Here is a 12,668-nt window from a genome sequence, read left to right on the forward strand (position 1 = left end):
ATGTATCGAGCTGTCTTTCTGGATATAGACGGGACAATTTTGAATTCTAAAAATCAGCTTGAAGATGAAACCATAGAATCTATTCATAAAGTGCAAAAGAAGGGGATTATCGTTGGTTTGGCTTCAGGCAGGTCTTTAGAAGCCTCAAAAATTTATGGTGATAAATTACAGTGCTCGCTTTATGCTGCTTATAACGGCAGCCTTGTATTTTTAAATAATAAGATCATTCATGATGTAAAAATATCAGCAAAAGTTGCCTATGATCTTTGCAGCCAAACTTATCAATATGGAGGCAAGTATATTCACTTTTCGTACAGTACCTCACGATCTAATCAGCCTTTATATGAAGAACATTTACTGCCATTTGCAAAAAAGACAAATTTAGAGGATACGGATTGCGAAGCGCACCGATTAACTTTATATATAAATTCTGAACAACGTAAAGTTCTTAAAGAGAAAGTGCTGGAGGATTATGTTTTTGAAGAAGGAGATCGACTCGAGGTATATCCAAAAGGTTCTAAATGGACCGGTATTCAATCAGCCATTAAACATTTTGATATATTGCCTGAAGAAGTGATTGCGATCGGTAATGGGATAAATGATGTCGAAATGTTGGAATCATCTGGATTAGGAATTGCGATGGGAAATGCAACTGATTATGTAAAAAGTAAAGCAAACATGATTGTTGAAGATAATGATCATTATGGAGTGGCAAGAGCACTAAGAACGATTTTTAAAATATAAAATATTTTGCTCCAGAGTAAAGATTCCCATAATGATTTTGTAGAAAGGTGAAATGACGTGGAAATTATTAAAGTAAAAGATTATGAAGAAATGAGTGAGAAAGCAGCTAATATAGTCATAGAGCATATGAAAAGTTTGAAAAGACCAGTCATTGGTTTTGCAACAGGTTCAACTCCAATTGGTTTATATAATTGTTTGGTCAAAAAGTATCAGCAAAAGGAAGTTTCATTTAAACATGCAACTACTTTTAATTTAGATGAATACGTTGGGCTGCCTAAAGAAAATAAGAATAGTTACCACTATTATATGCATGAAAATTTATTCCAACATGTTGATATTCAACCGGAAAATGTTCATATTCCTAATGGAATGGCTGAAGATTTGGAACAAGAGTGTATGACTTATGACAGATTAATTTCTAAAAATAAAATTGATATACAAATATTAGGACTGGGATTAAACGGCCATATTGGTTTTAATGAGCCAGGGACCAGCTTTAAAAGCAGAACGCATATTGTTAAACTGGATCAATCAACGCGAAAAGCAAATGCTAGATTCTTTCAGTCGATCGACGAAGTACCAACGAAAGCAATTACGATGGGAATTGAAACGATCATGGAAAGTAAGAAAATCTTGCTGCTTGTTTCTGGTAAAAAGAAAGCGGACGCCCTTGCAACGCTATTGGGTAACAGTGATATTTCTGAAGAGTTTCCTGCTTCAATTTTAAGACAGCATAATGATGTGACAGTGATCGCAGATGAAGAGGCCTTGAAAAAAATAAATGAATAATATTTATTGTCTATTTTTAATCTCCTTTTTTGCGAAAATAAATTCAGGGGTAGACTGTGACTTTTGGGTTTCAAATCAAGGCGTAAGAGAAAAGATGTAATTGAAAAAACTGCCGAAAATACGGCTTCACGTATAAACATTTTGTTCGTGTATTTACATGTAATTCTTTGTAAGGCTCTTTATTGAATAAGCAATCGATAAACAATGGAAAGCATTCATCGTCCAATAGCGATGAGTGCTTTTTTCCCTTTTGAGCTATCCATGACAATATTTGCAAAATACATGATATTTCCAATTTCTTGATTCTTACCAAGCTGTTGATCATAATGGATTGCCTTTTTACTGATCGAATACTCTAGCTACAATAAGATTTTTTTCTTCGCGGATTCGTATAGAAGTAAAAAAAGAAAAAGGGTATGGATTATCTTGAAGCTATATATTCAAATGAGGAAAGCAGATTGAAGACATATTTGCAAGACTATGAAGTAAACGAGTAAATACAAGGCCAAAGTCTTGTTGTATTGGGCGGTATTCATGAATAAACTAGATTTTTTCTTGCAAGCTGTTATTCCAAAAGTGGATGGATTAACCGAAAAGATAAAATCGGAAAAACCCCTCTATCCACGGCATGCTATTTCGGATATGTGGATATATCGAGGGTTTTGTTGAATAACGGTGCAAAAATAAATGAAATATGTATGGATCAAGCATATAACGGATGGGATGGTCATATACAGATTGGTACATTGAACCTCTCCGAGAGTATGGTTGGATCAATCTATATTTGGATGATTTGTCGGACATTCCGATTGGCTTAATAGGTGTGGGAACAATGAATAAGCCATTTCATAAATCAAGAAACAACATGTGCATATTCTTTCGTTGGATCATGATTTGGGAACAGATGAAAAAGGAAATATGCGAAGAATCGGTTATAATTTGGTTAAATATATTTGTGAAAAAGGTATAAGACCTGAAAACAGAATTTACATTAAATGTCGTGGAAAAGGAAAACATGTATCAAACCTTACTGGCCGCACAAAGAAGAGGGTTCATTGACAAGGATATTGAAATTTATCATTATCAGTTTGTTAGGAACAGGACTCGCGAAGAGAATGAAACATATTTATGTTGCTTTGTATATTTTAAGCATATAAATGTGTTGTTTTTTGTGTAGAATTACGTGTATCAAATAGATTAATAATGCATTTATTAAAGGAAAGGGGGATGGAAGGTGGGTGTTCATACATTGAAAAAAGAACAACATCCTATTGCTAACACGAATACATTGCATTTTTTGAAAACAAATGTTTTAAGCGTAACGGACATTTCGAGAACAAAAAAATTATCAGAAATACTGGATCTTTTTTCTAATGGTTTCACAGATGAAGTATTTGTTATTCAAAATGCAAAAAAGAAAAATGCACAAGCTGTAGTCGTCAATATAGATTATTTTGAAACATTGCTTCAAATGAAAGAAGTTTTAGAAGAAGCGCTTGATCAAGTCGTTATGGAAGAAGCCTATGCACGTAAAGATAAACCTGCAAATCAAACCTTATCAGATATTTTTGATGAAGACGATATGAATGTAAATGAATTAATGAAATTATTAGAGGAAGATGGATGTGAAGACACTTGAAGATTTGCAGGCATTGGTTTTAGAAAAATATAATGTCGATCTGATTTGTTGAAGATGTTAAACAAGATATTAAAGCGATTAACAAAGGACATAGGCAAACCGTTTTATTAGAAATATTAAGGAGGGCAAAGCAAGGCCCCCTATTTAAGCCTGACGGAGTTGCTGAATCTTTACATGGGGACTTACATGGTTTTGCAAGGATTAAATCAAAGTTATTAAATATTAGGGTGATTTATCGGCAAGTTGAAGGACGGCCGATAAGAATGGAAGTTATTGCAATTGGTCCTCGTGATAGGAAAAAGGCATATCGAATGGCTGCTGAACGTTTACAAAAATTCTTTATGGAAATGGATTAGCAGTTTTCTACCGCGGTGGAACCTCACACCCTAACTAAAGTGGCGTGCTTCTCCATGTTTCTATGAGAATTTCCTGCTTCATCACCTCGCAGCCTATCTCTTCAGGCTTCGATCCACTTCTGCATTGATTGCGTAAAATATGCTTCGAGAATTCTCTACTGGCTGTACAATTTTTTTTAGAAAAATACTCTGTCAAACGATGACAAAAACAATTCCTGCTCCTATGAGTCAGGAGTTTCTTTGCTGTATTTTCTCCTTTTTGTGACAAAAAACGGATTTACCGAAACATAGCCCCTATATATAAAAGTTAGTAGTTTTTTTCGACATAGGGTGAAAAACCACGTCAGAAATGACAGACATCACACCACTGCTGGCGAGAAAACCAAACAAAGGAACAAATCCAAAAACAATTAGAACTGTTTGTTAAAATTATCTATTTTGTGTTTTGGGAGACAGATTATCGAAAAAAAAATCACATCGTTTGACTGATATGTCTTTTGCGAATAGGTTTCTATAAAATGCAATAGGCTTTCCCTTTTGCGATTCTCTCTTAATTTTTCTTCTCCTCTATGAAAAAAGAGATGGTGATTTTTTCTGGTTTACGGTTTTTGAGTGATAGAACCGATCTTTTTATCTATTATTAACGTTTTCAATAGGAAATTGAAATTGGAATTATCCAATAGTTTAGAAGGAGAAGAAAATGATGAATGAGGAAAAAATGAAAATGATTGAGTTGGCTGTGAAAGATTTGGTTTTGTAATGCACAAATTCAGGACACAAAACGGTCTGCTTTAATTGGATTATGTCAAAAATTATTTGAAAAAGCTCATCGGCCGGGATTCGATTCATCCTCAGTATCTAACGGGAGAGATAGTAACCTTCTGCACAGCACAGCAAGCACGGCAACATTTTTTTAGGAGAAACAGCAAAGTGGGAGTATTTTTTACAAGAAAATATGCATCCAGTCCCATCATTAGACAAGAATGCTGGAACGATCATGTTCCTAATTGGAACAATAAAAAGGGAACCATTGTCAAAACACCCGGGATACCGTCAATCCCGTCAAACGGAGAAGGAACAAAAAAAGGATTAAAAGCAAATGATAGTTTTTGATAAACTTTAAAAAATCCATCCCAAGAATGCTGGCGTCATAACAGCATTCTTGGGATTTGTGTGCGCCCGGCATGGGTGTAATCTATAGGGTGAAAGTCCCGAGCTGCGAAGGCAGAAGTAGCAGTTAGCTTAACGCAAGGGTGTCCGTGGTGACGCGGAATCTGAAGGAAGCGAGCGGCAAACTTCCGGTCTGAGGAACACGAACTTCATATGAGGCTAGGTATCACTGGGTGAGTTTGCACAACAAAACAAAGCCCTTTCTGCCGAAGGTGATACAAAGTAAATGAAGCAGATGGATGGAAGGAAAGATTACACTCTTACCCGGGGAGGTCTGGCTGGCACGCCAAGTAACCTTGGTAACCTATCTAGTGATAGATAGCTGAACAGTCAGAAGTCAGCAGAAGTCATAGTACTCTTTCAAGCTCGAGATGGAAGAGGAAGGACTGAACAATTAAGGAGAACGAATCGCTAGGCGTTCATCTTCTGTGTGGAAGCAGACAATCCGATAGGACTTACTTGAAGGAGGAAGTGGTGAATCCCACGGGGGACTTCAAGAGGGTGGAGCAGAAGATGGCACAAATAGAAGAATTCGTTCACGTGGAGAGGATATCAATGTTGATGGAAATGATTTTGTCACGGGAAAATCTCCTGGCGGCACTGAAACGAGTCGAACAGAATAAAGGAGGTCACGGAGTAGATGGCATGTCCGTAAAAGACCTACGAAGACACCTCTACGAAAATTGGGACTCCATTCGACAGTCGTTGAGAGAAGGAACCTACAAGCCCTTACCCGTCCGTCGAGTCGAAATCCCGAAACCGAACGGTGGAGTAAGGCTTCTAGGGATCCCTACCGTGACGGATCGTTTCATCCAACAAGCGATTGCCCAAGTGTTGACGAAAATCTTTGATCCGACCTTCTCGAACCATAGCTATGGTTTCCGCCCAGGTAGAAGGGGACATGATGCGGTTAGGGAAGCAAAGGGTTATATCAAAGAAGGATATCGTTGGGTAGTCGATATAGACCTAGAGAAATTCTTTGACAAGGTGAATCACGACAAACTGATGGGGATCTTGGCGAAAACGATCAAAGATCGAATTCTACTGAAGGTAATTCGCCGGTATCTTCAATCAGGCGTGATGATCAATGGAGTGGTAATGGAAACGGACATGGGAACGCCTCAAGGCGGCCCGCTTAGTCCACTTTTATCAAACGTCATGCTTCATGAATTGGATAAGGAGCTTGAGAAACGTGGACATAAGTTTGTTCGGTATGCGGATGACTGTAACATCTATGTGAAAACAAAGAAAGCAGGAATTCGTGTCATGAACTCCATTACGAACTTTATAGAGAAGGAGTTAAAGCTCAAGGTAAATAGAGAGAAATCGGCGGTAGACCGTCCTTGGAAACGGAAGTTTCTCGGTTTCAGCTTCACACTCAATAAGACTCCAAAGGTACGGATTGCGAACGAAAGTGTGAAACGTTTGAAGAACAAGATCCGTGAAATTACATCAAGATCGAAACCGTATCCAATGGAGAAAAGGATTGAGAAACTGAACAAGTATTTAATGGGATGGTGCGGATATTTTGCCTTGGCAGAAACACCAAGTAAGTTCAAAGAATTTGATGAATGGATTAGACGAAGGCTTCGGATGTGTTTGTGGAAAGAATGGAAAACCCCGAAAACAAGAATTCGGAAACTCAGAGGATTAGGGGTTCCAAGCCATAAAGCATTCGAATGGGGCAATACACGCAAGAAATATTGGCGGATTGCCTGCAGTCCCATTCTACACAAAACCCTCGACAACTCCTATTGGAAGCGTCGAGGGTTAAGAAGTCTATTCGAAAGATATCAAGCACTACGTCATACTTAATTGAACCGCCGTATACCGAACGGTACGTACGGTGGTGTGAGAGGTCGGGGGTTAGTCACCCCCTCCTACTCGATTTGCAAAACATAGAATATTGGGAAAATTTTTGTTGTGGGACAACTGAAACTTTAAAACAGCAGAAATCCAATGGAGATCGGGATAAAACTGAAAATTAGAATCATGACGCAAAATCCCATAATATCTCGGATGTGGAGGCCTGCGATCGCTAAAATGGGAAGCGCCCAAAACGGCTGGATCATATTTGTCCAAGCATCTCCCCAGGCTACCCCCATTGCTGTTTTGGCCGGATCTGCTCCCAATTCCATTGCTGCCTGAATCATAATCGGTCCTTGAACCGCCCATTGCCCGCCCCCGGATGGAACAAAGATATTGATTAAGCCAGCGCTAAGAAAGGAGAGGTAAGGCAAGGTTTGTTCGGTCGAAACACTGACGAACCATAATGCGATTTGCTCAGACAATCCTGAATGAATCATCATTCCCATAATTCCAGCATAAAAGGGAAACTGGATGATAATCCCACTGGCGTTTTTAACGCCGTTCGCTACCGTATCCAGAAACCTTTTCGGTGTTTGATGAAGCAAAATTCCAAGAAAAAGGAAAATAAAATTGACGATATTAATGTTTAGGTTAAATCCGTTTACAACAAAATGATAAACAATAAATGCAATTCCCATAATGCCGATGATCAGGGATATTGTCCGACTGTTTTCCAATTTTTCTGCTGGTGTCATAGGTGTCACATGTTCTACTGCTGCTGCTTCTTCATTTGGAATCACCCATTTCGTTCGATCTTCGAGCTGGCTCTCTGCATTTTTTAACAAATAACGGTTAAACAGCGGCAAGGTGATCAAAAGGGCAATAACAATAAACAAATTTGTCGGGCTAAAAAGGGTTTTCGTCACTGGGATCACGCCCATGGATTCCTCCAAAAAGTGGCCCGGGGTTGCAATGGTAAGTGGGATCGAACCGGAAAATCCCCCGTGCCAAATGAGGAATCCGCTGTATGCACTGGCAATTAAAATACGGTAGTCGACGGATGGAACATACTTGGCAACATGTATGGCAAACAAAGCGCCGATCACCAGCCCGAAACCGTAATTAATCAGGCAGGCGATTAATGAAACAATGGTTACAAGCATGACGGCATGGACAGGGGTGCGTGCAAAGGTGCTTACTTTCGCCAAGAACCTTTTAATGACGGGAGTGTTTGCTAATATATAGCCGGTTACAACCACAAGGGTCATCTGCATGGTAAATTCCAGTAAATCCCAAAAACCTAAACCCCAATGGGTGACCATGTCCACTGGACTGTTGTCTGTAAAGAAAACACCTAATAAATATACTAAAAACGTTAAAATAATGGCGAACAGCAAGGCATCAGGCAAATAACGCTGCACCACCCGGTTGAAAAAGGATGTAAGTGTCTTCAATGGTTTCTCCTCCCTTTAGCAAATAATAATTTCTGTTTGTTTTTTCCACCGGTTCCGTTAAAAAATAAGAACAAGTAAATGAGTGCATGATGGAATCGCTTTCAAAATTCCTTTTTTGCATCCGCTTACATAAAAGTTTACACAGGGACAAACGGTAAAGTAAAATAAATAAAATGAATCTTATTTATTACATTTGGGAATAAAAAGGGGGATTCGATGGAACTTCGGGACATTCAATCCTTTATTGAGGTGGCCAATCATCAGAGTTTTACAAAGGCTGCGGAGCACTCCTATTTATCCCAGCCGTCATTAAGTAAAGCCGTGAAAAAGCTGGAAGAGGAATTTCATATGGAACTATTGGAACGATCCACGAGGCATATTCAATTGACGGATGCAGGAAAAGTTGTTTATGAACAGGGAAAAAAGTTGATGAGTATTTTGGAAGAAACGAAAATGCTGCTGGATGAACTGGCAAACGTCGCCATTGGAGAAATTAAAATCGGCATTCCTCCCCTTATTGGAACGTTGTTTTTCCCTTCCATTGCCGGAAACTTCCATCAACAATACCCGAATGTCAAATTGGAGTTGGTGGAGGTTGGCGCAAGGGTGGTAGAGCAGCTGGTGGAAGAGGGGGAAATTGATGTCGGCATTGTGGTTCTGCCGGTGGATGAATCCATTTTTCACATTTCTTCTTTTTTTACGGATGAATTCGTCCTTTTTATCCACAAGGATCATTCTCTGGCCTGCAAACAAAGGGTGTCCGTCAAAGAATTGGAGAAGGAAAGCTTTATATTATTTGCAAAAAACTTTACGTTGCATGAATTTATCATTAACACCTGCAAAAATTCTGGTTTTACCCCGAATATCGCCTATGAAAGTTCCCAATGGGATTTAATTTTGGAGCTTGTTTCATCAAAAATGGGGATCACATTGCTGCCGAAAGTGATAGGCGGAAAACAAAATAATCCGGATATTGTTATTATTCCCTTGAAAGAAAAGGTTCTTTGGCATCTTGGTATTATCACGAAAAAGGGTCGGTACCGCTCCTTTGCTTTGAAAAAATTGCTGGAGATGCTTACGGAGCAAGAGAAGTGATATCTATACATTCCATTTCGAGTAACATTGTATTTCAATGAATAAATAAACCGTTTCCTAATGATGGAAAGTACCTTAGGACGGAAATTCCTTGGCTGCAGTCTTTCATTTTTTGTACAAAAGATATAATAAACGTATAAATTGTTGGTAAATGAAAAAGTTATTCGTACGACGAACATTGATAACCGTCTTTAAACGATTCTCTGTCAGGGGGACCAGCCGATTCAGCGGCACTAACTGTATCCACTCTGAGCCGCCAACTCAAGAGCGGATTACTTTTTTTAAAAAAGACAGTATTGGTCCATCCACCCCCAGAGGAAATAGCGAGCATGAGAGATTCAAATAATGTCAAGGCATCCCCTTTCCTTCAGGGAGTGGCTCCAACCTTGAGTTTTTCGTTTCTAGCAACTGCGTAAGAGGCATTCACACCATAATTAGGCCCCACACATAGATATACCAAAGGAGTTTATTTAAAAATGAAAACAGGGTAACCTCATTCAATAATTTTATGGTACCCTGTGGAAGGATAGAAATCTTATTTTACCTTACATTTTTATGCTGAAATTATTTTCAGCTGTTTCAATATGATGATCGTATAACGAACGTTTTCTCGTATCCGGAACTAACAGACTTAAAATAAGGGATAATATAATGCCTCCCATCATAAATCCGCCAAAGACCCATGGGGAAGGACCGAAGGATTCGGCCATTGTTGTCCAAATCATCGGACCGAAACCAACAATGGCGGCTGCCACTTGATACCCGAAGGATAAACCTGTGTAGCGAACCTTTGCCGGAAATAATTCGGAGAATAAGGTGCCCTGTGTTGCGAAAATCGATGCCCAGATGATTCCCAGCATCACGCCTTGCATGATGTATAACCAGGAAGCGCCCTCGTCAACCAATGAAAAATAAGGGATAGATAAGATAAACAATAAAATTAATCCGACAATATAAATAAGTTTTCGACCAATATAATCAGACAAGTATCCTACAACCGGAATGGTGATAATCATAGTCGCGCAGCCAATGGTAAGGGCTGTTAGTGCCACTTGGTTGGAATACCCCAAGTACACCGTAGAATAAGAAAGAATAAATGACATTAAGAATACATTGAAAAATCCGTCCCCAATTTTTAAACCGATAGCATGCAAAACACTTTTCCAATTCGTTTTGAACGTTTCCAAAAATGGTATTTTCGCAATTGCTCCAGCTTCCTTTTGTTGTTTGAAGGCAGGAGTCTCTTCAATTCCGCTTCGGATCCAGAGCGCGAGTCCAATCAGAACGACACTAAATAAAAACGGAATCCTCCATCCCCATGCCAAAAATTGTGTATCAGAAGTAAAATAACTAATAACCGTTAAGCTTAATGAACCGAGAACTAAACCGATAGGTACACCTAACTGGGGAATGGAACCATACAGTCCGCGAAGGCCTTTCGGGGCATATTCGGTGGCCAACAGAACAGCTCCACCCCATTCACCCCCAAGGGAAATACCTTGGATGAGCCTTAAAAGGACGAGTATAATCGGCGCCCAAATACCAATTTGCTCATAAGTAGGAAGAAGACCAATCAAAAATGAACTTCCGCCCATTCCAATAAGTGTAAATATTAAAGCGGCCTTTCTTCCCATCTTATCACCAAAATGACCGAAGATAATGCTGCCGATAGGTCTGGCTGCATAGCCGATGCCAAAGGTTGCAAAAGAAAGCAACAATCCTACAGCCGGATCATGACTTGGAAAGAATAGAAATGAAAACACAAGTCCCGTAGCAGTACCATATAGGTAAAAATCATACCATTCAATGACAGACCCTGATAAGCTGGCAAACAAGATACGGATTTTGTTCATAAAAATACACCCCTCATCTCACATATCTAATAATCAAATTCAAATTCTCTTTTTGAGGGAATTCACGGTTATTTCATTATCGCTTGCACTGGAACGGCGGAATTCCATTAATGACATTCCGAGGTTTAACATGTTGGAAAAGCAGGTTCATAAAGGTAAATTGAATGATTTTAAAGTACATTTTCGGATTTCCTCAACAAATGTTTTTGAATTTTTCCGACAGACGTTCTAGGAAAGTCCTTCACAAACTCGATGGTATTCGGTATTTTAAATTTTGAAAGACGGTTCCGGCAATGTTCAATCAGCTCCTGTTCCGTCGTTTGTCTGCCTTCTTTTAAAATTACAAACGCTTTAATGGCCTCATCCCGCATCTCATCAGGCACGCCGATGACAGCGGCTTCATACACGTCCGGATGTTCCATGATTACATTTTCTACTTCCATTGCCGCTACGTTTTCTCCAGCACGTTTGATCATATCCTTTTTCCGATCAACGAAGTAAAAATAACCGTTTTCTGTCATAATGGCGTTGTCCCCTGTATACAGCCAGCCGTCTTGAATAGTTTCGTTGGTTGCCTTTTCATTTTTGAAATACCCTTTCATAATAGTGCGCCCCGGAATGCCTTTTACAATGATCTGACCGGGTTTGTTGACCGGTACTTCTTTTCCCGCTTCATCCACAAGTTTGACTTCGGCGCTGAGGATGGGCTTTCCGATTCCGGTATTATCCTTTTGCCCATATAATGGATTCATTAATGGCGGTGCTACAGTTTCTGTCATTCCGTATAGCTGCAACAGCGGTACATTGTATTTTTGTTCAAATTCCTGCAGTTGTTCAGGCGTGACCGATTGGGCAAAGATGATTAAGCGGAGAGGATTTTCTTTGTCTGCCTCATCAAAACGCTGTGCTAAAATCATGCGGATGGGAGCTGCAAACAATGAACCGACTGTTGCATGCAATCTCTTTGCCTGCTTAAAATATTGGGAAGCACTGAACCGTTCCGTGATGGCAACACTTGCTCCAACGGTTAAGGCAGGCATAAACAGATAGTATTGGCCATTGCCATGAAAAAGAGGAAGTACGATCAAAGCCCTGTCTTCTGGGGTAAAGTTCAGGGTCTTCGAAACAGCCTCGCCAGTATAAAGATAATTGGCATGAGTAATCATGCATCCCTTCGGCTTAGAAGTTGTTCCCGAAGTATACATGATGGAGACAATATCATCGCTTTTGAGGGATATAGGAGGAATGTCTCCCTCTGCTTTTTCAATTAAATGATCCATGCTTATTTCTTTGTATAGATCATTTTTGCAGCGGCTTAACAATATTTTTTTAAGATTTGGCAATTTGCTTTGAATTGATTGAAACTTTTCCAAATACCCCTCTTCTGTAATTAGGAGAACCGATTCCGAGTGGGCTATTGTATATTCCATTTCATTTGCAGTCGAGAGGATGTTTGTTGGTACCATAACCGCACCGACTCTAGCTAATGAAAACCAGCAGACAATGAAGTCAGAACCATTTGGAAGATGGAGAGTAACCCGGTCGCCTTTTTGAATCCCTAAATCCAAAAGTACTCGGCTGAATTTATTCATTTTTTGCAAAAACGTCTGATAAGTATACATGGTGGTTTTTTTGTTATTATCTTCAAAGACAAGAAATGGTTTATCTCCGTGTAACCTGCATTTTTCATGAAGCAAATCGATAATCGTTCTTTCTCCAATAATATCCATCGATTTCACCCCCTATAGTAAACGCTTAC

Annotated in this window: 11 protein-coding genes; 8 read left to right on the forward strand and 3 right to left on the reverse strand. The window is 39.4% G+C overall.

Features of this window, described 5'->3' with window-relative positions; translation table 11 throughout:
* From NSQ61_RS18040 to ltrA, 7 genes are all read left to right on the forward strand, one after another.
* The gene (locus NSQ61_RS18040) at positions 1-744 is read left to right on the forward strand and encodes an HAD family hydrolase (RefSeq protein ID WP_340807800.1); all 744 of its coding nucleotides are present in this window, start codon (positions 1-3) and stop codon (positions 742-744) included.
* A 57-nt stretch (positions 745-801) separates the two neighbouring features.
* A complete protein-coding gene (gene nagB / locus NSQ61_RS18045; RefSeq protein ID WP_340807802.1) occupies positions 802-1,533 on the forward strand; it encodes a glucosamine-6-phosphate deaminase in 732 nt (243 codons plus the stop codon).
* A 602-nt stretch (positions 1,534-2,135) separates the two neighbouring features.
* Positions 2,136-2,351, forward strand: coding sequence for a hypothetical protein (locus NSQ61_RS20400; protein WP_445659467.1), 216 nt, complete (start codon positions 2,136-2,138; stop codon positions 2,349-2,351).
* 49 nt (positions 2,352-2,400) lie between these two features.
* On the forward strand, positions 2,401-2,592 hold the full coding sequence (locus NSQ61_RS18050; RefSeq protein WP_339193410.1) for a cyclic-phosphate processing receiver domain-containing protein: 192 nt from the start codon (positions 2,401-2,403) through the stop codon (positions 2,590-2,592).
* 175 nt (positions 2,593-2,767) lie between these two features.
* Complete coding sequence (locus NSQ61_RS18055) at positions 2,768-3,172, forward strand: hypothetical protein (protein WP_063388778.1); 405 nt, start codon at positions 2,768-2,770, stop codon at positions 3,170-3,172.
* Between the two features lie 1,286 nt (positions 3,173-4,458).
* Positions 4,459-4,641, forward strand: a complete 183-nt coding sequence (locus NSQ61_RS18060; protein WP_144598293.1) for a hypothetical protein — start codon at positions 4,459-4,461, stop codon at positions 4,639-4,641.
* A 612-nt stretch (positions 4,642-5,253) separates the two neighbouring features.
* Positions 5,254-6,513, forward strand: a complete 1,260-nt coding sequence (gene ltrA, locus NSQ61_RS18065; RefSeq protein WP_340808025.1) for a group II intron reverse transcriptase/maturase — start codon at positions 5,254-5,256, stop codon at positions 6,511-6,513.
* A gap of 125 nt (positions 6,514-6,638) precedes the next feature.
* On the opposite strand, the gene NSQ61_RS18070 is transcribed toward ltrA, so the two are convergent.
* A complete protein-coding gene (locus NSQ61_RS18070) occupies positions 6,639-7,961 on the reverse strand; it encodes a short-chain fatty acid transporter (RefSeq protein ID WP_144598292.1) in 1,323 nt (440 codons plus the stop codon).
* A 216-nt stretch (positions 7,962-8,177) separates the two neighbouring features.
* Here NSQ61_RS18070 and NSQ61_RS18075 point away from each other — a divergent pair, with 216 nt between their 5' ends.
* Entirely contained in the window at positions 8,178-9,056 is an 879-nt protein-coding gene (locus tag NSQ61_RS18075) for a LysR family transcriptional regulator (protein WP_063388774.1), read from the forward strand.
* Between the two features lie 545 nt (positions 9,057-9,601).
* On the opposite strand, the gene NSQ61_RS18080 is transcribed toward NSQ61_RS18075, so the two are convergent.
* Both NSQ61_RS18080 and NSQ61_RS18085 read right to left on the reverse strand, forming a co-directional pair.
* On the reverse strand, positions 9,602-10,909 hold the full coding sequence (locus NSQ61_RS18080) for an MFS transporter (protein WP_144598291.1): 1,308 nt from the start codon (positions 10,907-10,909) through the stop codon (positions 9,602-9,604).
* Between the two features lie 170 nt (positions 10,910-11,079).
* Positions 11,080-12,639, reverse strand: a complete 1,560-nt coding sequence (locus NSQ61_RS18085; RefSeq protein ID WP_340807807.1) for an AMP-binding protein — start codon at positions 12,637-12,639, stop codon at positions 11,080-11,082.
* Between the last annotated feature and the right edge of the window lie 29 nt (positions 12,640-12,668).

It is taken from the genome of Aeribacillus sp. FSL K6-1121, assembly GCF_038003725.1.
GTDB classification, from domain to species: Bacteria; Bacillota; Bacilli; order Bacillales; family Aeribacillaceae; genus Aeribacillus; species Aeribacillus composti.